Source organism: Bradyrhizobium sp. MI1.11, from assembly GCF_055811255.1.
Genome location: NZ_JBVVPM010000082.1, coordinates 1 through 25,869, shown reverse-complemented (window position 1 = coordinate 25,869; position 25,869 = coordinate 1). Strand labels below are relative to the sequence as shown.

General features: G+C 64.8%; 22 protein-coding genes and 1 pseudogene. 19 read left to right on the top strand and 4 right to left on the bottom strand.

The genetic code is table 11. From position 1 onward, the window contains the following. Positions 1–228: 228 nt before the first annotated feature. Positions 229–1,128, bottom strand: a complete 900-nt coding sequence (locus AC0L30_RS39640; RefSeq protein WP_473406535.1) for a LysR substrate-binding domain-containing protein — start codon at positions 1,126–1,128, stop codon at positions 229–231. 272 nt (positions 1,129–1,400) lie between these two features. Here AC0L30_RS39640 and AC0L30_RS39635 point away from each other — a divergent pair, with 272 nt between their 5' ends. From AC0L30_RS39635 to AC0L30_RS39590, 10 genes are all read left to right on the top strand, one after another. Then, the gene (locus AC0L30_RS39635; RefSeq protein WP_473406534.1) at positions 1,401–2,435 is read left to right on the top strand and encodes an ABC transporter substrate-binding protein; all 1,035 of its coding nucleotides are present in this window, start codon (positions 1,401–1,403) and stop codon (positions 2,433–2,435) included. 23 nt (positions 2,436–2,458) lie between these two features. Continuing rightward, the gene (locus AC0L30_RS39630; RefSeq protein ID WP_473406533.1) at positions 2,459–3,493 is read left to right on the top strand and encodes an ABC transporter ATP-binding protein; all 1,035 of its coding nucleotides are present in this window, start codon (positions 2,459–2,461) and stop codon (positions 3,491–3,493) included. Next, the gene (locus AC0L30_RS39625) at positions 3,490–4,365 is read left to right on the top strand and encodes an ABC transporter permease (RefSeq protein ID WP_219681721.1); all 876 of its coding nucleotides are present in this window, start codon (positions 3,490–3,492) and stop codon (positions 4,363–4,365) included. The genes AC0L30_RS39630 and AC0L30_RS39625 overlap by 4 nt, the downstream gene beginning before the upstream one ends. Beyond that, positions 4,362–5,168, top strand: a complete 807-nt coding sequence (locus AC0L30_RS39620) for an ABC transporter permease (RefSeq protein WP_219681720.1) — start codon at positions 4,362–4,364, stop codon at positions 5,166–5,168. Before AC0L30_RS39625 ends, AC0L30_RS39620 begins: the two co-directional genes overlap by 4 nt. A gap of 8 nt (positions 5,169–5,176) precedes the next feature. Beyond that, positions 5,177–6,313: an NAD(P)/FAD-dependent oxidoreductase gene (locus AC0L30_RS39615; protein WP_473406532.1), complete on the top strand. Its 1,137-nt coding sequence runs from the start codon at positions 5,177–5,179 to the stop codon at positions 6,311–6,313. Positions 6,314–6,332: 19 nt separating this feature from the next. Continuing rightward, the gene (locus tag AC0L30_RS39610; RefSeq protein WP_473406531.1) at positions 6,333–6,629 is read left to right on the top strand and encodes a (2Fe-2S)-binding protein; all 297 of its coding nucleotides are present in this window, start codon (positions 6,333–6,335) and stop codon (positions 6,627–6,629) included. Next, entirely contained in the window at positions 6,626–8,044 is a 1,419-nt protein-coding gene (locus AC0L30_RS39605; RefSeq protein WP_473406530.1) for an FAD/NAD(P)-dependent oxidoreductase, read from the top strand. The genes AC0L30_RS39610 and AC0L30_RS39605 overlap by 4 nt, the downstream gene beginning before the upstream one ends. Then, a complete protein-coding gene (locus AC0L30_RS39600) occupies positions 8,041–9,162 on the top strand; it encodes an NAD(P)/FAD-dependent oxidoreductase (RefSeq protein ID WP_473406529.1) in 1,122 nt (373 codons plus the stop codon). Before AC0L30_RS39605 ends, AC0L30_RS39600 begins: the two co-directional genes overlap by 4 nt. Before the next feature lie 15 nt (positions 9,163–9,177). Beyond that, the gene (locus AC0L30_RS39595; RefSeq protein WP_007596366.1) at positions 9,178–9,525 is read left to right on the top strand and encodes a RidA family protein; all 348 of its coding nucleotides are present in this window, start codon (positions 9,178–9,180) and stop codon (positions 9,523–9,525) included. A 170-nt stretch (positions 9,526–9,695) separates the two neighbouring features. Further along, the gene (locus tag AC0L30_RS39590; protein WP_473406528.1) at positions 9,696–11,279 is read left to right on the top strand and encodes an ABC-F family ATP-binding cassette domain-containing protein; all 1,584 of its coding nucleotides are present in this window, start codon (positions 9,696–9,698) and stop codon (positions 11,277–11,279) included. Positions 11,280–11,453: 174 nt separating this feature from the next. Here the strand turns inward: AC0L30_RS39590 and AC0L30_RS39585 are convergent, their stop codons facing one another. Continuing rightward, entirely contained in the window at positions 11,454–12,788 is a 1,335-nt protein-coding gene (locus AC0L30_RS39585; RefSeq protein ID WP_473406527.1) for a dicarboxylate/amino acid:cation symporter, read from the bottom strand. Positions 12,789–12,913: 125 nt separating this feature from the next. Between AC0L30_RS39585 and AC0L30_RS39580 the strand changes: the two genes are divergently transcribed. The 8 genes from AC0L30_RS39580 to AC0L30_RS39545 all read left to right on the top strand — a co-directional run bounded on the left by AC0L30_RS39580 (position 12,914) and on the right by AC0L30_RS39545 (position 22,860). After that, positions 12,914–14,233 (top strand): solute carrier family 23 protein, encoded by a 1,320-nt coding sequence (locus AC0L30_RS39580; RefSeq protein ID WP_473406526.1) that lies wholly within the window; start codon positions 12,914–12,916, stop codon positions 14,231–14,233. A 73-nt stretch (positions 14,234–14,306) separates the two neighbouring features. Beyond that, positions 14,307–15,143: an SDR family oxidoreductase gene (locus tag AC0L30_RS39575; protein ID WP_007596359.1), complete on the top strand. Its 837-nt coding sequence runs from the start codon at positions 14,307–14,309 to the stop codon at positions 15,141–15,143. 53 nt (positions 15,144–15,196) lie between these two features. Then, positions 15,197–16,003 (top strand): NAD-dependent protein deacetylase, encoded by an 807-nt coding sequence (locus tag AC0L30_RS39570; RefSeq protein WP_354168017.1) that lies wholly within the window; start codon positions 15,197–15,199, stop codon positions 16,001–16,003. Positions 16,004–16,143: 140 nt separating this feature from the next. After that, the gene (locus tag AC0L30_RS39565) at positions 16,144–18,228 is read left to right on the top strand and encodes a hydantoinase/oxoprolinase family protein (RefSeq protein WP_473406525.1); all 2,085 of its coding nucleotides are present in this window, start codon (positions 16,144–16,146) and stop codon (positions 18,226–18,228) included. 2 nt (positions 18,229–18,230) lie between these two features. Further along, positions 18,231–19,889 carry a hydantoinase B/oxoprolinase family protein gene (locus tag AC0L30_RS39560; RefSeq protein WP_473406524.1) on the top strand — a complete coding sequence of 553 codons (1,659 nt, stop codon included), beginning with the start codon at positions 18,231–18,233 and terminating at the stop codon, positions 19,887–19,889. A 39-nt stretch (positions 19,890–19,928) separates the two neighbouring features. Continuing rightward, on the top strand, positions 19,929–20,927 hold the full coding sequence (locus tag AC0L30_RS39555) for a TRAP transporter substrate-binding protein (protein ID WP_473406523.1): 999 nt from the start codon (positions 19,929–19,931) through the stop codon (positions 20,925–20,927). Between the two features lie 4 nt (positions 20,928–20,931). Further along, entirely contained in the window at positions 20,932–21,525 is a 594-nt protein-coding gene (locus AC0L30_RS39550; RefSeq protein WP_007596347.1) for a TRAP transporter small permease subunit, read from the top strand. 30 nt (positions 21,526–21,555) lie between these two features. Beyond that, positions 21,556–22,860 (top strand): TRAP transporter large permease, encoded by a 1,305-nt coding sequence (locus AC0L30_RS39545; RefSeq protein ID WP_473406521.1) that lies wholly within the window; start codon positions 21,556–21,558, stop codon positions 22,858–22,860. Positions 22,861–22,911: 51 nt separating this feature from the next. On the opposite strand, the gene AC0L30_RS39540 is transcribed toward AC0L30_RS39545, so the two are convergent. Then, positions 22,912–23,556: a glutathione binding-like protein gene (locus tag AC0L30_RS39540; protein WP_473406520.1), complete on the bottom strand. Its 645-nt coding sequence runs from the start codon at positions 23,554–23,556 to the stop codon at positions 22,912–22,914. A gap of 116 nt (positions 23,557–23,672) precedes the next feature. On the opposite strand from AC0L30_RS39540, the gene AC0L30_RS39535 reads away from it, so the two are divergent. After that, positions 23,673–24,317, top strand: coding sequence for a TetR/AcrR family transcriptional regulator (locus AC0L30_RS39535; RefSeq protein ID WP_473406519.1), 645 nt, complete (start codon positions 23,673–23,675; stop codon positions 24,315–24,317). A 142-nt stretch (positions 24,318–24,459) separates the two neighbouring features. Here the strand turns inward: AC0L30_RS39535 and AC0L30_RS39530 are convergent. Beyond that, positions 24,460–25,740, bottom strand: a pseudogene (locus tag AC0L30_RS39530) (methyl-accepting chemotaxis protein); the annotation flags it as partial. Positions 25,741–25,869: the final 129 nt, after the last annotated feature.

Sequence of the window (25,869 nt, the reverse complement as noted above, 5' to 3'; positions counted from 1 at the left end):
GCGCCATCCGAGGCCGCACAAAAAAATACCCCATATCGAGCCTCACTCCCGCTCGGCCAATTAAGCAAAGCCCTCGCTTGCGGGAGAGGGCAGGGGAGAGGGCTCTCTCCATGCTGGGACACTCCCGATGAGGAGAGAGCCCCCACCCGGCGCTTCGCGCCGACCTCCCCCGCAAGCGGGAGAGGTTGCAGCGAGCCCGTGGCGAAATCGCTTCAACCCAAACGCGTTCTAATCCTCGAACTCCGCCAGCGCCTTGCGCATGGTTTCGACCAGATCCAGGGCCACCGGCGAGGGGCTGCGCTGCGCCGGAAAGACCGCCGAGAATTCGAAGTCGATACGAGGCAGGAAGCGGCGCACGACGACGCCGCGGGTGGAAAATTCCTGCGCGGTGAAAGGATCGCAGATGGCGACGCCAAGCCCCGACGACACCATGCCGCACATGATCTCCGACAGCGTGGTCTCGACCCTGAGCACGCGGCGGACATCGTGGCGATGGAAGACCTGGTCGACGAGATGCCGGCTCGACGAGCCCGCTGACAACGAGATGAACGTCTCGCCCTCGAAATCGCGCGGTTGCAAAACTTCCTTTTCCGCGAGGCGGTGACCGGTGGGCAGCACTGCAACGCGCGCCGGCGCCGGCAGCTTCTGGCTCGGAAGGCCCGAATGCGCGATCGGCACCTCGGCAAAGCCGACGTCACACTGATTGTTCAGTACCCAGTCGACCACGATCGGCGAGATCACGCCGAAGAAAGCGAGGTTGAGGTTCGGCCGCTCCTTCAGGAAGTGCCCGGTGAGCCGCGGCAAATAGCCATTGGACAATGCTGGAAGTGCCGCGATCCGCAGCGAGCCGGTGCGGCGGCCGCGGATTTCTTCGGCTGCCGCGGTGATGCGTTCGAGGCCGACGAAGGAGCGCTCGACTTCGGTGTAGAGCGCCATGGCCGCAGCGGTCGGCACGAGGCCGGTGCCGCGCCGCTCGAACAGCTCCATCTTCAACAGCGCCTGGAGGTCGCGCAGCAACCGGCTGACCGCCGGCTGCGTCACTTTCATCAGCGCCGCCGCCTCCGTCACGCTGCCGGTCAGCATCGTCGCCCGGAAGGCTTCCACCTGTCGCGAATTGATCCGCGCCATCCCGAATTCCATTCATAACATTTAGGCATGCAGAGGGTGCCATTATTCATTGGACGACGGAAGCCCGGGTTTGCGATCTTTTTCATCAGGACTGGAGACAGCCCGCTTTTTCGGCAGATTGGAGGGTTCGAGCCTCCGAATCGCGCCAAAATCCGCCGCGCAGGGGCCGGAGCCCTGGTCGGAGAGGGATCTGCGCGGAAGGAAATGCGGAAGACTTCGGCCAACGAGACTCGTCGGCACGTCACCTCATCCCGGTATGGAGATCGGACCACATGAAGACTTTTCGCCTTCTGACAGCGGTCAGCATCGCGGCCCTCATCGCCGCCCCGTCGGTCGCCACGGCCCAGCAAAAGACGCTCTATGTCGCCGGCTATGGCGGCTCGTTCGAAAAGACCATCCGCGACGAGGTGATCCCGGCCTTCGAGAAGGAGAACGGCGTCAAGGTCGAGTACGTCGCCGGCAATTCCACCGACACGCTGGCCAAGCTTCAGGCGCAGAAGGGTAATCAGCAGATCGACGTCGCCATCGTCGACGACGGCCCGATGTACCAGGCGATCCAGCTCGGCTTCTGCGGCAAGCTCGAGGGACTGCCGGCCGATCTCTATGACACCGCCCGCTTCAAGGACGATCGCGCGGTCGCGATCGGCATCGTCGCCACCGGCCTGATGTACAACACCAAGGTGTTTGCCGAAAAAGGTTGGTCGCCACCGATCTCCTGGAACGATCTGAAGGACACGAAATACGCAAAACAGCTCGTGATCCCACCGATCAACAACACCTATGGCCTCGAAGCGCTGGTGATGTTGTCGAAGATGAATGGCGGCGGCGAGGCCAATGTCGATACCGGCTTCAAGATCTTCAAGGAACAGATCAATCCGAACGTGCTGGCCTACGAGCCGTCGCCGGGCAAGATGACCGAGCTGTTTCAGTCCGGCCAGGCCGTGATCGCGGTGTGGGGCACGGGCCGCGTGCAGAGCTTTGCCAATACCGGCTTCCCCGTCGACTTCGTCTATCCGAAGGAAGGCGCCGCAACGCTGCTGACCACCGCCTGTCCGATCACCAAGCCGAACGCCTCACCGCTTGCGTCCAGCTTCGTCAAGATGCTGCTCGAACCCAAGATCCAGCTCGTGATGCTGAAGGACTACGGCTACGGCCCGGTGCTGAAATCGCTGATCATCCCGCCCGAGCTCGGCAAGATGGCGCCGATCGGCGAGCGCGCCGCAAAGCTGTACAATCCGGATTGGACCGTCATCAACGAGAAGCGCGAGGAATGGACCAAGCGCTGGAATCGCGAGGTCGAACGCTGATCGGTCATACCGGAGACAGTGCGATGGCCTATCTCGAGCTCGAAGGGGTCGCCAAGCAATTCGGAGCGCAGACTGTCGTCGACGACTTCAGTCTCGCCGTCGGGAAGGGGGAGTTCGTCTCCTTTCTCGGCCCCTCCGGCTGCGGCAAGACCACGACCCTGCAGATGATCGCGGGCTTTCTTGATCCGACGCGCGGCACGATCCGCCTGGAGGGCAAGGACCTGACCGCGATCCATCCGGCCAAACGCGGGCTCGGCATCGTGTTCCAGAGCTACGCGCTGTTTCCACACATGACCGCGGCCGAGAATGTCGCCTTCGGCCTCGAGATGCGCAACGTACCGCGCGGCGAACGGACCGAGCGCGTCCGCGCCGCGCTCGCGATGGTCGGGCTTGCCGGCTATGAGGATCGTCACCCGCGCCGCATGTCCGGCGGCCAGCAGCAGCGGGTGGCGCTGGCGCGCGCGCTGGTGATCAAGCCGAGCGTATTGCTGCTCGACGAGCCGCTATCCAATCTCGATGCCAAGCTGCGCGAGGAGATGCAGATCGAGCTGCGCCAGATCCAGCGCACCATCGGCACCACCACGATCCTCGTCACCCACGACCAGAACGAGGCGATGTCGCTGTCCGACCGTATCGTGGTGATGAGCCAGGGCCGGATCGAGCAGATCGGCACGCCGCAGGAGACCTATGAGAAGCCGGCCTCGGTCTTCGTCTCGCAGTTTTTGGGCAAGACCAACGACTTTGCCGCGACGATAGATCGGGCGAGTGCGCCTGCGCGATTGATCGCCGGCTCGTGGAGTGCGCCTGCGCCTGCCGGGCGCAATGGTCCCGTCACCATCAGCATTCGCCCCGAGCGGATCGACTTTGGCGACGCAGGCCTCAGTGCAAAGATCGTCACGCGCATCTTCCAGGGCAATCACTGGCTGTTCCAGTGCGAGAGCGAATGTGGCCCGGCGACCGTGATCCGCCAGAATGACGGCCGGTCGCAGCCGGCCGAAGGCGAGGCAGTTCACCTCACCTGGCGGCCGGAGGACATGGGCGTGAGGGGCGTCGCATGAGCGCTTCCGCCGAGGAACGAAACGCACGCACGCCCTGGGCCCTGACCGCGCCGGCTTTGATGCTGTTCGTCGGCGTGCTCCTGATTCCGCTCGCAATGACCGTGATGCTGTCGTTCCACGATTGGGGCCAGTATAAGGGCATCGAGCCGGTCTTCATCCTCAAGAACTGGCGCGAGATCGCCACCGATCCCTATTACGCCGAGATGTTCGGGCGGACGTTTCGCATCGCGATCCTGACCACGCTGCTCACCGCGCTGCTCGGTGCACCCGAAGCCTACATCCTCAATCGCATGGGCGGACGCTGGAAGAGCGTTTTCCTGCTGGTCATCCTGGGGCCGCTGTTGATCTCCGTGGTGGCGCGCACGCTCGGCTGGGCGTTGCTGTTCGGCGGCAACAACGGGCTGGTCAACAAGCTGTTGATGTCGGCCGGGCTGATCCGCGCGCCCATCCCCTTCATGTTCACCGAAACCGGGATGGTGGTCGCGCTTGCGCACGTGATGATGCCGTTCATGGTGCTGTCGGTGTGGGCGGCTCTGCAGCGTCTCGACCCGCAGATCGAGAATGCCGCGTTGTCGCTCGGCGCCGGCCCTGTGACCATAATCCGCCGCATCATCATGCCGCAGATCATGCCGGGCGTACTGTCAGGGGCGATCATCGTGTTCTCGCTCTCGGCCAGTGCGTTTGCGACGCCCGCCATCATTGGCGGCCGCCGGCTCAAGGTCGCGGCGACGCTCGCCTATGACGAGTTCCTCAACACGCTGAACTGGCCGCTGGGTGCGGCGGTCGCCACGCTGCTGCTGGCCGCGCTGGTCTTAATCGTCGTCGGCAGCAACGCACTGATCGAGCGTCGTTACGCGGAGGTGTTCCGATGAGCCGGAACGGCCCGCTTGCGCTGATCTTCCACACCGTCTTCGTCATCGTCATGGTGGCACCGATCCTCGTCGTCTGCCTCGTCGCGTTCACGCCAGAAGGCTTCCTGTCGCTGCCGACCAACGGCTTTTCGTTGCGCTGGTTCAGGGCGATCGCCAACTATCCCGAATTCGTCCATGCTTTCTGGGTCAGCCTTGGCCTTGGCGCATTATCGTCGTTCGTCGCGCTGTTATTCGCGGTACCGGCGGCGCTCGCGATCGCGCGCTATCGGTTCCGCGGTCGAGATGCGCTCGCGGCCCTCTTTCTCTCGCCGCTGATGATCCCGCATGTCGTGCTCGGCATCGCCTTCCTGCGCTTCTTCACGTCGGCGGGCCTCGGCGGCAGCTTTGCCGCGCTGATCATCGCGCATGTCATCATCGTGTTTCCGTTCGCGCTGCGGCTGACGCTTGCGGCGGCGACCGGCATGGATTTGTCGGTCGAGATGGCGGCGGTCTCGCTCGGCGCCGGCGGCTGGACGCTGTTCCGCCGCGTGACGCTGCCGTTGATCCTGCCCGGCGTCATCAGCGGCTGGGCGCTCGCCTTCATCCAGTCCTTCGACGATCTCACCATGACCGTCTTCCTTGCGGCACCCGGCACCGAAACATTGCCGGTCCGAATGTTTCTGTACATCCAGGACAACATCGATCCGCTGGTGACGTCGGTCTCGGCCTGCGTGATCGCGATCACCATGACCGCCCTCATTCTGCTCGACCGCTTCTACGGGCTCGACCGCGTGCTCGCCGGCAAGGGCGATACAGGGCGATAGGAGAATCCATGCGAACAGATTACGACGTCGCCGTCGTCGGCGGCGGATTGCTCGGCTCCGCGATTGCGTGGGGCCTGGGAAGGCTCGGCAAGAAGGTGGCCGTGCTCGACGAAGGCGACATCACAAAGCGTGCTTCGCGCGCGAATTTTGCGCTGGTCTGGGTACAGAGCAAAGGGCTTGGCATGCCGGCCTATACCGTTTGGACGGTGCAGGCGTCGCAGGCGTGGAGCCGGCTCGCGTCCGAGCTGAAGCAGCAGACCGGCCTGGATGTCTCTCTTCAGCAGAATGGCGGATTTCATCTCACGCTCGGCGAGGACGAATTCGGCCAGCGCGCTGAGCTGGTCAAGCGCATGCACAACCAGACGGGCGCCGCCGACTACAAGATGGAGATGCTCTCCGCATCTGAGGTGAAGAAGTCGTTGTCGCTGATCGGGCCTGAGGTCTCCGGCGGTAGTTTTTGTCCGCTCGACGGTCACGTCAATTCGCTGCGCACGTTCCGAGCATTCCACACCGGCTTTAGGGCATTCGGCATCGACTATTTTCCGGAGCGTCCGGTCTCGGCGATCAACCAGAGCGGCGGCGAATTCCACCTGACCACGCCGCAGGGCGAACTCCGTGCCGCCAAGATCGTGCTCGCCGCCGGCAATGCCAATCAGACGCTGGCGCCGATGGTTGGTCTCTACGCCCCGATGGGCCCGACCCGTGGTCAGATCGTGGTGACCGAGCGCACCATGCCGTTCCTGCCGCATCCGCTGACCACGATCCGCCAGACCGACGAGGGCACGGTGATGATCGGCGACAGCAAGGAAGACGAGCTCGACGATCGCACGCTGAAGCACTCGATCAGCGCCGTGATGACCGATCGCGCCCAGCGGATGTTTCCGCATCTCGCGCGGCTCAACGTGGTCAGGAGCTGGGCCGGTATCCGCGTCATGCCGCAGGACGGCTTTCCGATCTACGACCAGTCGGAAACGCATCCCGGCGCCTTCGTCGCCTGCTGTCATTCCGGCGTGACGCTCGCCTCCAACCACGCTTTCGAGATTGCGCGGATGGTCGCGCAGGGCGCGCTCGAGCCGGAGCTGGTCGGCGCGTTCTCGGCCAGCCGGTTTGGCGGCGCGGGCGCTGCGAACAACAGCGGCTACTAGGGACATTGAAGGAACCAAGATGTTCAAACGATCCGAACAGGACAAGCGGCCGCCAGTGCAGATCTTCGTCGACGGCGTTGCCGTCGCGGCGCGGCAGGGCGATACCGTCTCTGCGGCGTTGTTGGCCTCGAACTGCGATGCGCGCCGTTCGACCGCGGTGAGCGGCGCGCCGCGTCTGCCCTATTGCATGATGGGCGTGTGTTTCGACTGCCTCGTCACCATCGACGGCGTCGGCAACCGCCAGGGCTGCCTTGTGCCCGTCGCCGAGGGCATGCAGATCGAGATTCAGAAGGGCAAGCGGGAGATCGGGAAATGACTGTGGCTCCCAAGCGCGAAGAATACGACCTCGTGGTGATCGGGGCCGGGCCTGCCGGCCTCGCCGCCGCCGCGACATCCGCCGAAGCCGGCCTGTCGACGTTGCTGCTCGACGAGAATATCGGCCCCGGCGGCCAGGTGTTTCGTGCCATCGCCTCGACGCCCGTGACCGACCGCAAACAGCTCGGTGAGGACTATTGGGTCGGTTCCGATCTCGTGCAGGCGCTGCGCGCAGGCAACGCCGAGGTCATTCACCGCGCCACGGTCTGGAGCCTCGACCGCAACCTCGAGATCGCGGTCTCGATCGGCGGCGCCTCGGCCTTCGTCAAGGCGAAACGCGTGATCCTCGCGACCGGCGCGCTGGAGCGGCCATTCCCGATTCCCGGCTGGACGCTGCCGGGCGTGATGACCGCGGGCGCCGCGCAGACGATGTTGAAATCATCGGCCCTGGTGCCGGACGGCCGTACGGTGATCGCAGGACAGGGGCCGCTGCTCTGGCTCCTCGCCGCGCAGATATTGCGTCTCGGCGGCCGCATCGATCGCATTCTCGACACCACCGAGCGCGGCAATTATTTCGCGGCTCTTCCCCACGCCTTCGCTTTCCTGACGTCGCCCTATTTCGCCAAGGGCCTGTCAATGATGCGCGAGGTGAAGGCGAAGGTGCAGGTCGTCTCCGGCGTCACCGAGCTTTCGGCAACTGGCGACGGCCAGCTCGCGAGCGTGAGCTATGTCGCCGGCGGCGAACGCGAGACCGTCCTTGCGGATCTCTTGCTGCTGCACCAGGGCGTCGTGCCCAACGTCAATCTGGCGATGGCGGCCGGAATCGAGCATCGCTGGGATGATCTGCAATTGTGCTGGTCTCCGGTGCTCGATGCCAGCGGCACTTCGTCGGTCGCGGGCATTGCGATCGCCGGCGACGGTGCCGGCATCGGCGGCGCGAACGCAGCCGTGGTGCGCGGCCGCATCGCAGCGCGCGCGGCAGTGGAGGCGTTGGCGCCCGCGGCCGCTGCGAAGCTTCCAGCAATGGCGAGCCTCCGCGCCGATCTCGCCAAGGCCGAGCGTGGCCGCGTCTTCCTCGACACGCTGTTCCGTCCGGCGCCGCAGTTTCGCATTCCCGCTGGCGACACCATCGTCTGTCGCTGCGAGGAGGTCACCGCAAAGGATATTCTCGACGCCGTCGCGATCGGCGCGACCGGGCCGAACCAGCTCAAGGCTTATCGCCGCACCGGCATGGGGCCGTGCCAGGGCCGGCTCTGCGGCCTCACCGTCACCGAGCTGATGGCGCAGGCGCGGGGCAAGAGCCCGCAAGAGATCGGCTATTACCGGCTGCGCGCGCCAGTCAAGCCGATCACGCTCGCCGAGCTTGCCGCGGTTCCGAAGAGCGAAGACGACATCAAGGCGGTGGTGCGCGGATGACGAAAAACGTGGATGCGATCGTCGTCGGCGGCGGCATCCACGGGTGCTCGACTGCGCTGCATCTGTGTCTCGCCGGCCTGAAGCCCGTGCTGATCGAGAAGGACTATGCCGGCCGGCACGCCTCCGGCGTCAACGCAGGCGGCGTGCGCCAGCTTGCGCGGCACATCCCCGAAATCCCGCTTTCGATCCGCTCGATGGGAATCTGGGAGAAGATCACCGATCTCCTCGACGACGATTGTAGCTTTGAGAGCTATGGCCAGGTCCTCGTCGCCGAGAACGAGGAGGAACTCGCGGTCTGCCACGCACGTGTGGTCGAGCTCAACGCGCTCGGCTTCACCCACGAGGAGCTGATCGATGCGGCCGAGCTGCGACGCCTCGTGCCCGCAGTCGCCGAGACCTGTCCCGGCGGTGTGGTCTCGCGCCGCGACGGCGCCGCCAATCCCGCGCAGGCGACGACGGCGTTCCGTCGCAAGGCGGAGCAGCTCGGTGCGACCGTGCGCGAGGGCATTGCCGCCACGAACATCCGGCACACCGATGGCCTCTGGCACGTCGATGTCGGCGCCGAGAGCTTCGCCGCGCCGGTGCTCGTCAATGCCGCCGGCGCCTGGGCCGGGACCATCGCAGCGGCGCTCGGTGAGCCCGTTCCGGTCGAGACCGTGGCGCCGATGCTGATGATCACTTCGCGCGTGCCGCATTTCATCGACCCCGTCGTGATCCTGCGCGGGCGCAAACTGTCCTTCAAGCAATTCAAGAACGGCACGGTGCTGATCGGCGGCGGCCATCTGGCAACGCCCTACCAGGATCGTAACGAGACAGTGCTGGACTGGAAGAGCCTCGCGACCAGCGCCCGCACCGTGTTCGAGTTGTTCCCGGTGATGCGCAGCGCGACGATCGTCCGCGCCTGGGCCGGCATCGAGGCCAAGACGAAGGACGATCTGCCCGTGTTCGGGCCGAGCAGCCGCCACAAGGGCCTCTATCACCAGTTCGGCTTCTCGCTCCACGGTTTCCAGCTCGGCCCCGGCGCGGGCGCCGTCATGGCGGAGCTGATTGTCAATGGCGGCACCCAGACCCGCATCGGCGATCTCGGCATCGACCGTTTCCATCCCTCCACGCTCTAGCAACAAGAGGACATCATGAGCATCACCCGCAGCATCCGCACGCCCATCATGCACCGCGCCGTCGAAGCCAACGGCTTCGTCTTCATTGGCGGCACCATCGCCGACGACACCTCGGTGTCGATGGGCGAGCAGACCCGCAACATCCTCGGCAAGATCGCGGGCTATCTGAAGGAAGCGGGCACCGACAAGTCGCGCGTTGTGAGCACCTCGATCTTTGTCACGGATCTTTCCAAGAAGAAGGAGATGGACGCGGTCTGGACCGAGTTCTTCGGCGACAATCTGCCGACCCGTGCCACCGTCGGCGTCGCCGATCTCGGCGGCAGCGCGCTGATCGAGGTCGTGGTCACCGCGCTCAAGGGCTGATCGCGCAAGCCGCGGCGGACGTCGGCGCTCCGCGCGCCGTCGCCCCTGCGAGCCTCGCCTTGATCTCGCGCTTTGATGGGACTAGTTAGAAGCTCCTCAAACAGGATATTCGAGAGCCATGGATTTTACCCCGACCGCAATGCCGACCTGCCTTGCTCACGGGGAATTCCATGCCTGCTTCAATCATCCTGTCGAACCTGTCGCTGTCCACGCCTGACGGCCGTCCTCTTCTCTCCGACATCGATCTGACGTTCCGCGCCGAGCGGACCGGCCTCGTCGGCCGCAACGGCGTCGGGAAGACGACGCTGCTCGCGTCGATCTCGCGCGAGCACATCGCCCAGTCGGGGCGCATTGCCGTCAACGGTACGGTCGGTCTGCTGCGGCAGGACGTCCAGCCCTTTGCGGGCGCGAAGGTAATCGATCTGTTCGAGGCGCGAGCCGCGTTCGATCTTCTTCGTCGTGCCGAGCGCGGGGATGCCTCGGCTGAGGAGGTCTCGGATGTCGATTGGACCCTCGAAACGCGGCTTGCATCCGCCCTTGCGCGTGTCGGTTTCGACGTCGCTCCGGAGATCGAGCTCGCCAGCCTGTCGGGCGGGCAGATCACGCGGGTTCGTCTCGCCGCGCTGATCTTCGCGGAGCCGGACTTCCTGTTGCTCGACGAGCCCACCAACAATCTCGATCGGGAGGGGCGCGCGGCCGTGATCGATTTCCTTGCGTCCTGGCGCGGTGGGGCGATCGTCGTCAGCCACGATCGGAGCCTGCTCGAAACCATGGATGCGATCGTCGAGCTGACGTCGCTCGGAGCTACGCGATACGGCGGCAATTGGAGCAGTTATTGCGAGCAGAAAGCCGTTGCGCTTGCGGCTGTCAGGCACGACCTCGCGCATGCCGAGAGGCGGCTGTCCGCGATCGATGGGAACGCGCAGCGGGCTGCGGAGAGGAAAGCGCGCAAGGACAGCGGGGATAAGAAGAAGCGCGCCAAGGGCGACATGCCGCGAATCCTGGCCGGCGCGCGCAAGGACCGCAGCGAAGACACCGGCGGCAAGAACGCGCAGATCGCCGAGCGGCGGCGTGCGGATGCGCTTGAGGCCCTCGACACGGCACGCCGGCGCATCGAGATTCTTCAGCCGCTGTCGGTGAAGCTGCCCTCGACTCAGCTGCCGGCCGGCAGGGAGGTAGTCTGGCTCGATTGTGTCAGTGCCGGCTATCGGCCGGACCGGGAAGTCTTGCGCGAGCTATCGCTCGCGATCGTCGGTCCGGAGCGCTTGGCAATTGTCGGGCCCAACGGTTCCGGCAAGACGACGCTGCTGAAACTCATCGCTGGCGAACTACGTCCGCTCTCCGGCACCGTGCGGGTCAGGCCCGACCTTGCGCTGTTCGATCAGAAGGTCAGCCTGCTCGATCCCGCGGTCTCTATCCTGGACAATTTCAGGCGCTTCCATCCGAAGGCGGGTGCAAATGAATGCCATGCCGCGCTGGCCCGGTTCATGTTTCGCGCCGATGCCGCCTTGCAGATCGTAGGACATTTGAGCGGCGGGCAGATGTTTCGCGCCGGCCTCGCCTGCGTGCTGGGCGGAGCGATGCCGCCGTCCTTGCTGATCCTCGACGAGCCGACCAATCATTTGGACATTGAGGCAATCGAAGCCGTCGAAGCGGGCTTGAGGGCCTATGACGGCGCGCTGCTCGTCGTCAGTCATGACGAGGCGTTCTTGCAGGCGATCGGGATCACGCGCAGGGTCGAACTGGCCGGCTAAGTCCGCTGCCCATCGTTGATTAACAAAAACCCGACGCCCTGCCCCCAGCGCGTCGGGTGAAAAAAATGACTATCAATCCGTGATCCCAACGCAGCAGTTGTGACTCGCGTTGCGCCAATTTACCACTCCGGGAAACTACCGCGTTGGAACCGGACTCCGCCAAACCTGCGCGGCTTAGGAGGCGGCGCTGCCGCCCGGTTCAAGCGCCTCACCCATCTCCAGCGGATGGGCCATGGCCTCGTGCAGCGCATCGCGATCGAGCTCGCCTTCGGAGATGCTGATGACGACGCAGGCGACGCCGTTACCGATCAGATTGGTCAGCGCGCGGCACTCGCTCATGAACTTGTCGATGCCGACCAGGATCGCGATCGACTGGATCGGGATGTCGGGCACGATCGAGAGCGTCGCCGCGAGCGTGATGAAGCCCGCACCGGTCACGCCCGAGGCGCCCTTCGAGGTGATCATGGCGATGCCGAGAATGCCGAGCTCCTGCCAGATGGTCAGATGGGTATTGGTCGCCTGCGCCAGGAACAGCGTCGCCAGCGTCATGTAGATGTTGGTGCCATCGAGGTTGAAGCTGTAGCCCGTCGGAATGACGAGGCCGACCACCGAACGCGAGGCGCCGAGATGCTCCATCTTCTGGATCATCTGCGGCAGCACCGTCTCTGATGACGAGGTGCCGAGCACGATCAGGAGCTCGTCCTTGATGTAGGCGATGAAACGCAGGATCGAGAAGCCGGCGAGCCGCGCGATTGCGCCGAGCACGACCACAACGAACAGGATGCTGGTGAGATAGAACGTACCGATCAGGGCCGCGAGGTTGAGCAGCGAACCGAGGCCGTAGGCACCGACGGTGAACGCCATCGCGCCGAACGCCCCGATCGGGGCGACGCGCACGATGATGCGGATGATGCCGAAGAACATCTTTGCGGCCTTGTCGATCGCCTCCGCAATGGGCTCGCCGGCCTTGCCGAGGAACGCGATGGCGAAGCCCGACAGGATCGAGATCAGCAGCACCTGCAACAGATCGCCGCGTGCGATGGCGCCAAGATAGCTGTCGGGGATGATCGCCATCAGATGGGCGACGATGCCTTCTTCCTTGGCCTTGGTGACGTAGGTCGCCACCGATTTCGGGTCGATCGTGGCGGGATCGATATTGAAGCCATGTCCGGGCTGGAGCACCTCGCCGACCAGCAGGCCGACCGCGAGCGCCACGGTCGAGACGGTCTCGAAATAGATCAGCGACTTCAGCCCGACCCGGCCGACGCGCTTGAGGTCGCCCATCGAGGAGATGCCGTGCACCACCGTGCAGAAGATCACCGGCGCGATCATCATCTTGATCAGCGCGATGAAACCGTCACCGAGCGGCTTCAGGGCCTTGCCGAGATCGGGATAGAAATAGCCGACGAGCACCCCGAGCACGATCGCGATCAGGACCTGGATGTAGAGGATCTTGTACCAGGGCTGGTGCCGCCGGTGGATGGCTGGCTGGATCGCGATCTGTGTCATAGAATAGGCCCCGGAACGTATTGATCTTGTTTGATTTGCATCATGTGATGGCCGCTGCAGAAGCGACAATCACATTTTTGTCTGTTCGCACGAAGATCGGTCGCTGCACCGCAACTGGGGGGAACATGCCGATTGCAACGGGCTCCGACGAGCGAGCGCAAGGCTATTTCCCGCATTGGACTCTGAAGTCCTCCGGCGTGATCATGCCCGAGGAGCGGCTGCCGCTTGGCCAGACCGTGGTCTCCGGTCTCCAGCATTGCGTCGCAATGTCGGGCTCGACGATCATCGCGCCGCTGCTGATGGGGTTCGATCCCAATGTTGCGGTGCTGTTTTCCGGCATCGGCACGCTGATCTTCTTCGTCATCGTCGCGGGGCGCGTGCCGAGCTATCTCGGCTCGAGCTTCGCGTTCATCGCGGTCGTGATCGCCGCGACCGGTTACGTTGGGCACGGGCCGAACCCGAACCTGTCGGTTGCGCTTGGCGGCATCGTCGGAGCCGGCGTCCTCTACGGCTTGATCGCGCTGATCGTGATGTGGTCGGGGGTTGGCTGGATCGAGAAGCTGTTGCCGCCGGCCGTCACCGGCGCCGTGGTCGCCGCGATCGGCCTTAATCTCGCGCCGGTGGCAGTGAAGGCCGTGAGCGCCAATGCGTTCGACACAGGAATCGGGCTCGCGACCGTTCTGATCATCGGCGTGGTTGCCGTTGGCGCGCCTGGCCTGTGGCGCCGCCTGCCGATCATTCTCGGCGCGATCGGCGGTTATCTTTTGTACCTGTTGTTCGCGAACGGCCTCGGCTTCGGCAAGTCGATTGACTTCACCCCGCTTGCGGCTGCGCCGTGGATCGGCCTGCCGAGTTTTACCACGCCGACCTTCCAGACCGATGCGATCGTCCTGATCGCGCCGGTTGCGATCATTCTCGTCGCCGAGAACCTCGGTCACATCAAGGCCGTCGGTGCCATGACCGGCCGGAGCCTCGATGACTATCTCGGCCGCGCCTTGCTCGCCGACAGCCTCGCGACCATCGTGGCGGCCTGCGGCGGCGGCACCGGCGTTACCACCTATGCTGAAAACATCGGCGTCATGGCGGCGACGAAAGTCTATTCGACCTTGCTGTTTGCCTTCGCGGCCCTGGTGTCGATCGTGCTCGGCTTCTCGCCGAAATTCGGCGCGCTGGTCCTGTCGATCCCGGGTCCCGTCATCGGTGGGCTCTCGATCGTGCTGTTCGGATTGATCGCCGCGATGGCCGGCCGGATCTGGGTCGAGAACAAGGTCGACTTCTCAAGTCCGGCAAACCTGATCACCGTCGCGGTCGCGCTCACCGCAGGCGCCGGAGACCTCACGCTCAAATTCGGTGCCTTCACCATCGGCGGGATCGGCACCGCAACCTTTGGCGCGATCATCCTGTACCAAATTTTGACATCGCCATTCGCGCGCCGCGCTGAATGAATCGCAGCGATGCGCTGAGGGATGGAACAAAAGGCCGGTTCCGTCGCTGATCAGGGCATCCCGGAGAGAACCCATGCCACAAACCGATCGCTCGACCTCGTTTCACTCGCGTCTTGTCGGCCAGTACGCGCTGGTGACCGGCGCCTCCCAAGGCATTGGCCGTGCCGTCGCAATCCGGCTCGCGCAGGAAGGTGCGACCGTCGCCATCAACTATGTCGATCACCCTGAAAAGGCCGAGGAGACGCTCGCGCTGGCACGGACGGCATCGAGCGATCGGGGCCACGGCAGGCTCGATCATGCCATCGTCAAGGCCGACGTGAGCAATGAGCAGGAGGTCGCCGCGATGTTCGAGATGGTTTTGGCGCGCTGGAAGCGCCTCGACTGTCTCGTCAACAATGCCGGCTTCCAGCGGGAATCGCCGAGCGAGTCGCTCGACATCGAAACCTATCGCCGCATCATCGACGTCAATCTTAACGGCGCCGTATTCTGCGCCCAGAAGGCGCTCGCGCATTTCGTGGCGCGCGGCGCAGGCGGCAGCATCATCAATTGCTCCAGCGTGCACCAGATCATCCCGAAACCCGGCTATCTCGCTTATTCCATCAGCAAGGGCGGCATGGCCAATCTGACGCGCACGCTGGCGCTGGAATTCGCGAGCCGTGGCATTCGCGTCAATGCGGTAGGTCCCGGCGCGATCGACACCCCGATCAACGCGGCCTGGACCGGCGATCCGGAAAAGCGCAGTGTGGTCACCAGCCACATTCCGCTCGGCCGCGTCGGCACGCCGGAAGAGATCGCCGCCGTGTTCGCCTTCCTCGCCTCCGATGAAGCCAGCTACATCACCGGCCAGACCATCTACGCCTGTGGAGGTCTGACGCTGTTTCCCGAGTTTCGCGACAACTGGGCGAGCTAGCGGGCGTCCTGGCCCATCTGGCAAAACCGAGCGCAGCAGACTACATCTGCGCCATGACAAATCATCCGCTCCGCGATTTCGTCGGCCGGCACGAAAATCTGTTCGTGCTGACCGGCGCCGGCTGCAGCACCAATTCGGGCATTCCCGATTATCGCGACAGTCACGGCAATTGGAAGCGGACCCAGCCCGTGAACTTCCAGGCTTTCATGTCGGAAGAGCATACGCGTCGGCGCTATTGGGCGCGCAGCCTGATCGGCTGGCGGCGGTTCGGCCAGGCGAGGCCGAACGATGCGCATCACGCGCTTGCCCGGCTCGAGGCGAGCGGGCGTTGCGGAATGCTGCTGACCCAGAACGTCGACCGGCTGCATCAATCCGCCGGCCACCGCCAGGTGATCGACCTGCATGGCCGGCTCGATCTGGTCCGCTGCATGGGCTGCGGAGCGAAGACGCCGCGCAATGAATTCCAGGACAAGCTCGGCCGCGCCAATGCCGCATGGCTCACGCTCGATGCCGCGGATGCGCCGGACGGCGACGCCGATCTCGAGCACGCCGACTTTTCGTCGTTCAAGGTGCCGCCTTGCGAAGCCTGCGGCGGCATCCTCAAGCCCGATGTCGTGTTCTTCGGCGAGAACGTCCCGCGCGACGTCGTCGCTACCGCGCAGGATCATCTGGCGCAGGCCGACGCCATGCTCATCGTCGGCTCGTCCCTGATGGTCTATTCCGGTTTCCGCTTCGTGCAGGCTGCCGCGCACCGGCAAATCCCGATCGCTGCGGTCAATCTCGGACGCACCCGCGCCGATGATCTCCTCACGCTGAAGGTCGAGGAGCGCTGCGAAGCGGCGCTTGCATTCCTGCTCTGATGGCGCAGGCTGCGAACGCGCCTTGCCTATTGCATAGGTGCCAAGCAGAATAGCTGGACACAGCATGTTCCTGTCGTCCATGGCATGGAAATTGCTGCGCTTTTGTCCTCAGTCTTGACGATCAGCACGGAGAATTTGGAATGCTTGAGGGAGCCGAGGTGCGGCTTGCCGTTGATATCGGTGGCACGTTCACCGACATCGTGCTGGACGTGGGTCAGGATCGCAAGACGCGCAAATTGCTGACGACGCCGCAGCGGCCCGAACAGGCGGTGCTCGATGGCATGCGGCTCATTCTTGCTGATGCGCGCGCACATATCAGCGACATCGACGTCTTCATTCACGGCACGACGCTCGCGACCAATGCCATCATCGAGCGTCGCGGCGCCAAGACGGCGTTGATCGCGACCGAGGGCTTTCGCGACGTGCTCGATATCGGCACCGAGAGCCGCTACGACCAGTATGACCTCAGCATCGACAAGCCGAAGCCGCTGGCGCCCCGATCCCTGCGCTTCACCGTGCCCGAGCGTATCGACGCCCACGGTGCCGTCCGCCTCCCGCTGGACGAAGCGGCGGTGCGTGCGCTCGCGCCAAGATTGCGCGCGCTGAATGTCGAGAGCATCGCGGTCGCCTTCCTGCACTCCTACGCCAATCCCGAGCACGAGCGCCGCACGGCCGCGATCATCAGCGAGGAGATGCCCGGCATTTCCGTGACCGTATCGTCCGCGGTGTGCCCGGAGATCCGGGAATATGAGCGCACATCGACTGCGGTGGCCAACGCCTATGTGCAGCCGCTTATCGATGGTTATCTCGCCCGCATGTCCGACGCCCTGCAGGTCGAGCAGTACCGCGGCGCGATCTATCTCGTCACCTCCGGCGGCGGTGTCACCTCGATCGAGACGGCGCGGCGTTTTCCGGTGCGTCTCGTCGAATCCGGTCCGGCCGGCGGCGCCATTTTCGCGGCGCAGATCGCGGCGCGTCTCGGCGAGAGCAAGGTGCTGTCCTTCGACATGGGCGGCACCACGGCAAAGATCTGTCTGATCGAAAAATACCAGCCCGAGACCTCGCGCGTGTTCGAGGTCGATCGCGCCGCGCGCTTCCTGAAAGGTTCGGGTCTGCCGGTGCGGATTCCCGTGATCGAGATGGTCGAGATCGGCGCCGGCGGCGGCTCGATCGCCCATGTCGACGCGATGAAGCGCGTCACGGTCGGCCCCGAGAGTGCCTCCTCGGAGCCCGGACCCGCCTGCTACGGCCGCGGCGGCCTGCGCCCCGCCGTGACGGATGCCGACGTTGCGCTCGGCCTGATCGACCCCGACGCTTTTGCGGGTGGAACGATCAAGCTCGACCCTGAGCTATCGAAGCAGGCGCTGCTGCGCGCCGTGGGCGAGCCGCTGGGTCTGTCGGCTGAGACTGCGGCCTATGCCGTGCACGAGGTCGTCTGCGAGAACATGGCGAGTGCGGCCCGCGTGCATGCGGTCGAGCGCGGCGAGATTGTCGGTCAGCATACGCTGATCGCCTTCGGGGGCGCGGCACCGCTGCATGCGGCGCGCGTCGCCGAAAAGATCGGCGTCTCCCGCGTGATCGTCCCTTCCAATGCCGGCGTCGGCTCGGCCGTTGGCTTCCTTGCGGCTCCGATCGCCTACGAGCTGGTGCGCAGCCGTCATGTCCGGCTCGACGATTTCGACACCGATGGTGTTTCCGACCTGCTCCAGGAGATGGTGACCGAAGCGCGTACGCTGGTCGAAACGGGTGCGGCCGGTGCGCCGGTGCGCGAGCGCCGCGCCGCCTTCATGCGCTATGTCGGCCAGGGCCATGAGATCTCGATCGAACTGCCGAACCGGCGGTTGGCGACGGCCGATCTGGCCGGCCTGCGCCAGAAGTTCGAGGCGGATTATGCGGCGATGTTCGAGCGGTCGATCCCGGGTGCGGCAATCGAGGTGTTGAGCTGGTCCGTGCTTGCGACGACCGAGGCGCGCAATCCGGCTATTGTCGCGGCTGTTGCGCGCAAGCCGGCCGGGAAGGCGACCGGCAGCCGCAAGTTCTTCGACGGCCGGGCAGGGGAGGTGATCGAGATCCCGCTCTATCGCCGTGAAGACATGGCACCGGGCGCGACGATTGCAGGTCCCGCGGTGATCGCGGAGGACGAGACCTCGACGTTCGTCTCTAACAGTTTTGATGCCCATATCGATGGTGCTGGCAGCATCGTCATGGAACGGAAGGCGGCCTGATCATGAGCAAGGCAAGCGGCGCGAGCCTGATCGACCTTCAGATCATGTGGCACCGGCTGATTGCCGTGGTCGAGGAGCAGGCGCAGGTGCTGCTCCGCACCGCCTTCAGCCCGATCGTGCGCGAATGCGGTGACCTTTCGGCCGGCGTGTTCGACCTCAAGGGCCGGATGCTGGCGCAGGCGGTGACCGGCACGCCCGGCCACGTCAACTCGATGGCGGAATCGGTCAAGCACTTCATCGCCCACTTTCCGATCGAGACGATGAAGGAGGGCGATGCTTACATCACCAACGATCCCTGGATGGGCACCGGCCATCTCAACGATTTCGTCGTCACCACGCCCTGCTTCAAGGACGGCAAGCCGGTGGCGCTGTTTTCCTGCACCAGCCATCTCATGGACATCGGCGGCATCGGCTTCGGGCCTGATGCCACCGACGTGTTCATGGAGGGGCTCTACATCCCCATGCTGAAGCTGATCGACCGGGGCGTCGTCAACGAGACGCTGATGGCGATGATCCGCACCAACACGCGGCTGCCGATCGACACCGAGGGCGACACCTACTCGCTTGCCGGCTGCAACGACGTCGGCTGCGAGCGCCTGGTCGAGATGATGACCGAGTTCGGCATCGACACGCTCGACGCACTCGGCGACTACATTTGCGACCGCTCGCGCGAGGCCGTGCTGGCTGAGATCGCCAAGCTGCCGAAGGGCACCTGGCGCAACACCATGGTGGTCGACGGCTATGACGCGCCGGTCTCGCTCGAGGCGACGCTGACGATCTCGGATGAAGGCATTCACGTCGATTTCGACGGCACCTCGGCTGCGTCCCGATTCGGCATCAACGTGCCTCTGTCCTACACCATCGCCTACACCGTGTTCGGTCTCGGCTGTGTCGTCGCCTCGCAGATCCCGAACAATGCCGGCTCGCTCTCGCCGCTGACGGTGTCGGCTCCCAAAGGCGCGATCCTCAATGCGCCGAAGCCTGCGCCGGTCGCCTCGCGTCACATCATCGGCCAGATGCTGCCCGACGTCGTGTTCGGCTGCCTGCGCCAGATCATTCCCGAGCGCGTGCCCGCGGAAGGCACCTCGTGCCTGTGGAATCTCAACGTGCGCGGCCAGACCCGCTCGGGTGCCGGCGGCAATTACGGATTCTCGATGGCGGTGACCTCCAATGGCGGCACCGGCGCGCGCTTCGCGAAGGATGGGCTGTCGGCGACTGCCTATCCCAGCGGTGTGCGCGGCACGCCGGTCGAGATCGCCGAGACGCAGACGCCGCTGATCTTCTGGCGCAAGGAGCTGCGTCCGGATTCCGGAGGGGCAGGGCGCACCCGCGGCGGCCTTGGCCAGATCATCGAGGTCGGCAGCGGCGTCGATGCGCCGTTCGACATTCTGGCGGCGTTCGACCGCATCGATCATCCGCCACGCGGCCGCGATGGCGGCAAGAACGGCGAGGCCGGCTATGTCGGCCTGAAGTCCGGCAAGAAGCTGCGTGGAAAAGGCTTTCAGCAGGTGCCGCCGGACGATCGGCTGGTGGTGCTCACACCAGGCGGCGCCGGCATCGGCGATCCCAGGGAGCGCGCGCCGACAGCCGTCAACGACGACATCGAAAGCGGCCTCGTGTCGGCCGACAACGCGGTTGCAGTTTATGGGCATACGCGATGACGCTTCAGGCGTCGTGCGCGTAATAAACGGAGGGGCTCAATGATCACGCGACGGACTTTTACCGCGGGCGCAGCGACGCTGCTCGCAGCCGGCCACATCTCGACCCGCGCGCGAGCTGCGACGGTGAGCTGGGACATGTCGACGGTATGGCCCGACGGCAATTTCCACACCCAGAACGCGTTTGCCTTCGCCGACGAGGTGAAGAAGCAGAGCGGCGGTTCGGTCGCGATCACCGTGAAGGCCGGTGGCCAGCTCGGCTTCAAGGGCCCCGAGCATCTGCGCGCCGTGCGCGACGGCCTGGTGCCGCTTGCCGACGTCCTCAACATCCAGCAAGTCGGCGACGAGCCCTTCATGGGCGTCGAAAGCATTCCCTTTCTCTGCGGCTCCATGGGCGAATTGAAGGTGCTGCACAAATATGTGCGGCCCGAATACGAGAAGGTCGCCGCGCGCAACAACCAGAAGATCCTCTACATCGTGCCCTGGCCGACGCAATATCTGCACCTCAAGGTCAAGGTCGCCGATGTCGACGGGTTGAAGAACATCAAGATCCGCGTGCCCGACAAGAACGCCGTCGACATGCTGGCCGTGGTCGGCATGGCGCCGGTGATGATTCCCTGGGGCGAGACCATCCCGGCGCTGGCGTCGGGCGCAGTCTCCGGCGTATCGACCTCGGCGGTGTCGGGCGTCGACGGAAAATTCTGGGAATTCTTGAAATACATCTACCCGACCAATCACGTCTGGTCGTCGCAGATGCTCACCGTCAACCTCGATTCCTGGAAGGCGCTGAGTGCAGATCAGCAACAGCTCGTCGCGGGCATTGCCGCCAAGATGGAGCCGGGCTTCTGGGCGAACTCGCTCAAGGCCGACGTCGACAGCCTCAACCGGCTCAAGGAAGGCGGCATGGAGGTGGTGCCGGTCTCGGAGGCCATGATCACGGACATTCGCGCCAAAACCGCGCCGCAGCTTGACGCTTTCGTCAAGCGCGTGCCCGCGGCCGACAAGCCGGTGCGGGCCTATCTCGCCGAAATGAAGCGCTGAGGCCATGGTCAGCGTTTCGCCCGCAGCTCCGCATAGTCTCAACGCAGCGGCGCCGGCGCCGCTGCGCATCCTGCTCGACGGCATCGATCGTCTTGGCCGGCTGGACGGCTGGATCGGCGGCGGCTGCCTCTTGATGCTGACGCTGCTGATGCTGTGCGAGGTCGCAACGCGCTTCCTCTCGAACTTCCTGCCGTTCTTTCCGCCCACGATCTCGATCGCGTGGGAGTATTCCTCCTATCTGATGGCGGCGTCCTTCACCTTCGGCGCAGCCATGACCCTGCGTGTTGGCGGCCATATCCGTGTCGTGCTGCTGCTGAAGAACGTCCCGGCCCCCTTTCAGCGCGCGATCGAAATCCTGTCGGCCGCCGCCGGCTTCGCCTTCATGGCCTTCCTGACATCGTCGATGGCGAAGTTCGCCTTCGGCGCCTATGTGCGCGGCCAGGTTTCGACCTCGAGCGACACCCCGCTGTGGTTTCCGCAGGCCGTCGTCGCCTTCGGCATGCTGCTGCTGACGCTCCAGTTCCTGGCGCGCGCGATCCAGGCCGTGCTCGGCCTGCCGCTGGAGGATCATCGCATGAAGGCCTCGCCCGTCGAATGATCGCACTCGCGCCAGCGGACACCGGATTCCATGACCATTGAAGTCGTCGCTCTCTTCGCGATCCTGTTTGCGCTTCTAGCCTGCGGCGTCTGGATCGGCCTGACGCTTGCGCTCACTGCGACGCTGCTGCTGGCGATGTTCCGCTCGATCCCGCTCGACAAGCTGCTGCCGCAATACGCCTGGAACATCTTGACGACGCAGGAATTGCTGGCGTTGCCACTGTTCATCCTGATGGGCGAGTTGCTGTTTCGCACCCGCTTGTCACGTTCGCTGTTCCAGGGGCTCGCGCCCTGGGCAGGGCTTCTGCCGGGTCGTCTTCTGCATGTGAACGTGATCGGCTGCACCATCTTCGCGGCGATCTCCGGCTCGTCGGCGGCGACGACGCAGGTGATCGGCCGCATGTCGCTCAACGAACTCACACGCCGCGGCTATTCCCGCGACATCGCGATCGGCTCGCTCGCCGGCGCCGGCACGCTCGGCTTTTTGATCCCGCCGTCCAACATCATGATCATCTATGGCGTGCTCGGCGACGTTTCTATTCTCAAGCTCTTTACCGCCGGCGTGCTGCCCGGCCTCCTGCTGGCGGCCACCTTCATGGGATGGGTGATGCTGCACACGACGTTCAACCGCACGCTGGTGCCGGAGTCCGAGGCAAAGCTCTCGCAGGAGCCGTGGCGCGAACGTTTTGCGGCGCTGAAGGACCTTGCGCCGGCGCTGTTCCTGATCGCCTGCGTGCTCGGCTCGATGTATGGCGGGCTGGCCACGCCGTCGGAGGCCGCCGCGGTCGGCGTGCTCGGCGCGGCACTGGTCGCCTGGGCGCAGGGCTCGATGTCGCAGCAGGTGATCCGCGACGTGCTGATCGGCTCGGTCGTGACCTGCTCGATGATCGCACTGATCGTGCTCGGCGCCTCGATCCTCGGCAACGCCGCGGCCTTCCTCGGAATCCCGCAGGCGGTCGCCGCCTTCGTGAAAGGCTTGGGGCTATCGCCCTTCATGCTGATCGTGGTTCTGATTATCTTCTACCTGATCCTCGGCTGCTTCCTCGACGGCTTCTCGATGATCGTGATGACGCTGCCGATCGTGCTGCCGATCGTGAAGGGCGCGGGCTTCGACGAGATCTGGTTCGGCATCTTCCTCGTGCTCGCCGTCGAGATGGCCCAGATCACGCCGCCGGTTGGTTTCAACCTGTTCGTGATCCAGGGCCTGACCGAAGACGGCCTCGGCTACATCGCGCGCGTCACGATGCCCTATCTGCTCATCATGGTCGGATTCGTGCTGCTGCTGACGCTCTGGCCCGGCATCGTCACGATCCTGCCGAGGATGCTGTACGGATAGATTTGCGCCGCCCCGGCCGCTCGGCCGTGACGGCGCCTCAATCGTCAAAGCTTACGCCGCGGCCTTCTTCCGCGCCTGCTCGGCCTTGTACAGTTCGAACTCTTCCGCGATCGCGCGTGCGACCGACGGCCGTTGACGCAGGCGTTCGTAATAGGCCTTCACGTTCGGCCATTTGGCGAGCTCGATCGGCGGCGTCGCCATGGTCCAGTTGATGACCGTGACGAGATAGGCGTCGGCGACGCTGAAATGGTCGAGCAGGAAGTCGCGCCCCTTCAGGTAATTGTCGAGATAGTCCAGCCGCGACAGGTTCTTCTCCAGCGCATAGGCTTTCGTCTCCTGCGGCGCCTTGCGGTCGAGCACCGGGATGAACAGGCCCTTGTGCAATTCGGTGCCGATGAAGCAGAGCCATTGATGCAGCCGCGTGCGATCGATGCCCGCTGCGGCGCCGAGGCCCGATTGCGGGAAGCGGTCGGCGATATATTGCAGGATCGCGGCGTTCTCGGTCAGCACCACGCCTTCATCGGTGCGCAGTGTCGGCACCAGGCCGATCGGATTCACGGTCCGAAAATCAGTGCCGTCGCTCAGCACTGTCTTGGTCGGCGAATCGACTTCGAGATAATTCGCTTCGGCGCCGGCTTCATACAGCGCGACGCGGCTCGCCATCGAACAGGCGAGCGGCGAGAAATAAAGATCCATCTTGAGCCTCCTTGGGCAATTCTTCGATGTGACTTTTGGAGTGTCGCTCAACCCGGCCAGATTGATTTTTGTACTGTCTTGCATATTATAGGGGCGGTCAAGGATTAAATTGCGAAATGGTACAAAAATCGAAGCCGCCAACTGCTGCCACGGAGCCTAAACGCCGCGGCCGTCCGCGCGGCTATGAACCCGACGTCGCGCTTGGCAAGGCGCTCGACCTGTTCCGCACGCAGGGCTTCGCGGCGACCTCGCTCGACGATCTCAGCGAAGCCACCGGCATGAATCGCCCGAGCCTCTATGGCGCCTTCGGCGACAAGCGCGAGCTCTACATCAAGAGCTATCAGCGCTACCGCGAGGAAGCGCGCGCATCGATGGTGGAGATCTTTCGCCAGGAGATGCCCGTGCGCCGGCGGCTGGAGCGCATCTTCGCTTCCGCGCTGAACATTTATCTTTCCGGCGAAACCGGCCCGCGCGGCTGCTTCACCGTGGTCACGGCGGCCTCCGAGGCGGTCGGCGATCCCGACATCCGCGCCATGGTGCTGGATGGCCTGTCTGAGCTCGACAAGGCATTTGCGAGTTGCTTCCGCCGCGCCAAGGAGAAAGGCGAGTTGCCCGACAGCGCCGATCCCGCCGTGCTGGCGCAGCTCGCTTCAGCAACGGTGCACTCAATTGCCATCCGCTCCCGCGCCCGCGTATCGCGGAAGGAGCTCGAGGCGATCGTGAAGGGGGCGATCGACATGATGGTAGGAGGAAAGAGCTAGGCGGTTGCGTGCCGCGAGCTATCTCTCAAACGTCGTCCTGGCGAAAGCCAGGACCCATAGCAACCGAATTTGGTTTGGCGAAGATTCGGAGTTGCCGCCGTCGCGCCGCAGCTCCAGGACGACACTGAGTTTGTAGCCCCGCCTACGCCGCGCGAATATGCGCCAGGAAACGATCCACCTCGTCGCGCAGCCGCTGCGATTGTTTCGACAGCTCGATCGCCGAGCCTAGGACTTCCTCCGCCGCTGTTCCCGTCGCGGCGATGCCGGCGGTGACGCCCGCGATGTTTTGCGAGACCTCGCCGGTGCGGGCGGCCGCCTGCTGGACGTTCTGCGCGATCTCCTGCGTCGCGGTGCCCTGCTGGCCGACGGCGGCGGCAATCGCGGCGGAGATCTCGTCGACTTCCTGGATCGTTGCGCAGATCGATTGGATGCCGTCCACTGCGCCGGTGGTCTCGCCTTGTACCGCCGTCACCTGGGCGCCGATCTCCTCGGTCGCCTTGGCGGTCTGGGTTGCCAGCGCCTTCACCTCGGAGGCAACCACCGCAAAGCCGCGGCCGGCTTCGCCCGCGCGCGCCGCCTCGATCGTCGCGTTGAGTGCCAGCAGATTGGTTTGCTCGGCGATGCCGCTGATGAAGGAGACGACGTCGCCGATTTTTTGCGCAGCGTCGGCCAGAGTCTGCACGCGCTCGTTCGACCGTCGCCCGTCGCTCGCAGCTTTGCCGACTACCGCGGTCGCGTGCGCAAGGCGCCGGCTGATCTCGGCCATCGACGACGACAGCTCTTCCGCGGCGGCAGCAACCGTCTGCACATTCTCCGAGGCGAGCGCCGAGGCCGACGACACCGTGCCGGTCTGCTGCCGTGACCGCTCGACGATATCGGACATCGAGCGCGCGGTGTTCTCCATCTCGACCGCGGCCGAGGAGACCGTGGTGACGACGTCGCGGATGCTGGCTTCGAAATTGTCGGCGAGAGCGGCGAAGGCGCGCCGTTTCTCCGCTTCGGATTGCGTCTTAGTGTCGGCCTGTTCGGTCTGGAGCCGGTTGAAGTTGACGGCGTTGTCGCGGAACACCGCGACAGCCTTGATCATCGCGCCGACCTCGTCATTCGCTTTGCTGACGGGGACAGTGACATCGAGGTGTCCGTCGGCCAGCTCGCGCATCACGGTGGTGATGGAAATGATCGGACGCGAGATGCTGCGGGCGATGAGATAGCCGACGATGGCGGCGAGCACGAGCCCGAGCGCGGCGATGCCGAATGCCAGCAGCCAGGCTCGGTCGGCGGAGGCCACATAGTCGGCATTGTCCATCACCAGTTCGACCGCGCCGAGGGACTTACCGGAAAAATCCCTGATCGGTCCGAGCAGCGCGGCCACTGGCGTGGTGTCGAGCTTGGCCTGTCGTATCGTGAAGTCGCCGCCGGCGGCGGGGGGGGGGGGGGGGGGGGGGGGGGGGGGGGGGGGGGGGGGGGGGGGGGGGGGGCGGCGGAGGGGGGGGGGGGGGGCGGGGGGGGGGGGGGAGGGGGGGCGGGGGGGGGGGGGGCGGCCGCCCGGCAG

Excerpts from the sequence above, each read along its gene's own strand:
- AC0L30_RS39590 (WP_473406528.1), top strand. The coding sequence starts at position 9,696 with ATGCCTGCTTCAATCATCCTGTCGAACCTGTCGCTGTCCACGCCTGAC.
- AC0L30_RS39535 (WP_473406519.1), top strand. The coding sequence starts at position 23,673 with ATGGTACAAAAATCGAAGCCGCCAACTGCTGCCACGGAGCCTAAACGC.
- AC0L30_RS39585 (WP_473406527.1), bottom strand. The coding sequence starts at position 12,788 with ATGACACAGATCGCGATCCAGCCAGCCATCCACCGGCGGCACCAGCCC.
- AC0L30_RS39630 (WP_473406533.1), top strand. The coding sequence starts at position 2,459 with ATGGCCTATCTCGAGCTCGAAGGGGTCGCCAAGCAATTCGGAGCGCAG.
- AC0L30_RS39620 (WP_219681720.1), top strand. The coding sequence starts at position 4,362 with ATGAGCCGGAACGGCCCGCTTGCGCTGATCTTCCACACCGTCTTCGTC.
- AC0L30_RS39580 (WP_473406526.1), top strand. The coding sequence starts at position 12,914 with ATGCCGATTGCAACGGGCTCCGACGAGCGAGCGCAAGGCTATTTCCCG.
- AC0L30_RS39575 (WP_007596359.1), top strand. The coding sequence starts at position 14,307 with ATGCCACAAACCGATCGCTCGACCTCGTTTCACTCGCGTCTTGTCGGC.
- AC0L30_RS39555 (WP_473406523.1), top strand. The coding sequence starts at position 19,929 with ATGATCACGCGACGGACTTTTACCGCGGGCGCAGCGACGCTGCTCGCA.
- AC0L30_RS39545 (WP_473406521.1), top strand. The coding sequence starts at position 21,556 with ATGACCATTGAAGTCGTCGCTCTCTTCGCGATCCTGTTTGCGCTTCTA.
- AC0L30_RS39570 (WP_354168017.1), top strand. The coding sequence starts at position 15,197 with ATGACAAATCATCCGCTCCGCGATTTCGTCGGCCGGCACGAAAATCTG.
- AC0L30_RS39610 (WP_473406531.1), top strand. The coding sequence starts at position 6,333 with ATGTTCAAACGATCCGAACAGGACAAGCGGCCGCCAGTGCAGATCTTC.
- AC0L30_RS39605 (WP_473406530.1), top strand. The coding sequence starts at position 6,626 with ATGACTGTGGCTCCCAAGCGCGAAGAATACGACCTCGTGGTGATCGGG.
- AC0L30_RS39600 (WP_473406529.1), top strand. The coding sequence starts at position 8,041 with ATGACGAAAAACGTGGATGCGATCGTCGTCGGCGGCGGCATCCACGGG.
- AC0L30_RS39625 (WP_219681721.1), top strand. The coding sequence starts at position 3,490 with ATGAGCGCTTCCGCCGAGGAACGAAACGCACGCACGCCCTGGGCCCTG.
- AC0L30_RS39565 (WP_473406525.1), top strand. The coding sequence starts at position 16,144 with ATGCTTGAGGGAGCCGAGGTGCGGCTTGCCGTTGATATCGGTGGCACG.
- AC0L30_RS39615 (WP_473406532.1), top strand. The coding sequence starts at position 5,177 with ATGCGAACAGATTACGACGTCGCCGTCGTCGGCGGCGGATTGCTCGGC.
- AC0L30_RS39550 (WP_007596347.1), top strand. The coding sequence starts at position 20,932 with ATGGTCAGCGTTTCGCCCGCAGCTCCGCATAGTCTCAACGCAGCGGCG.
- AC0L30_RS39640 (WP_473406535.1), bottom strand. The coding sequence starts at position 1,128 with ATGGCGCGGATCAATTCGCGACAGGTGGAAGCCTTCCGGGCGACGATG.
- AC0L30_RS39595 (WP_007596366.1), top strand. The coding sequence starts at position 9,178 with ATGAGCATCACCCGCAGCATCCGCACGCCCATCATGCACCGCGCCGTC.
- AC0L30_RS39540 (WP_473406520.1), bottom strand. The coding sequence starts at position 23,556 with ATGGATCTTTATTTCTCGCCGCTCGCCTGTTCGATGGCGAGCCGCGTC.
- AC0L30_RS39635 (WP_473406534.1), top strand. The coding sequence starts at position 1,401 with ATGAAGACTTTTCGCCTTCTGACAGCGGTCAGCATCGCGGCCCTCATC.
- AC0L30_RS39560 (WP_473406524.1), top strand. The coding sequence starts at position 18,231 with ATGAGCAAGGCAAGCGGCGCGAGCCTGATCGACCTTCAGATCATGTGG.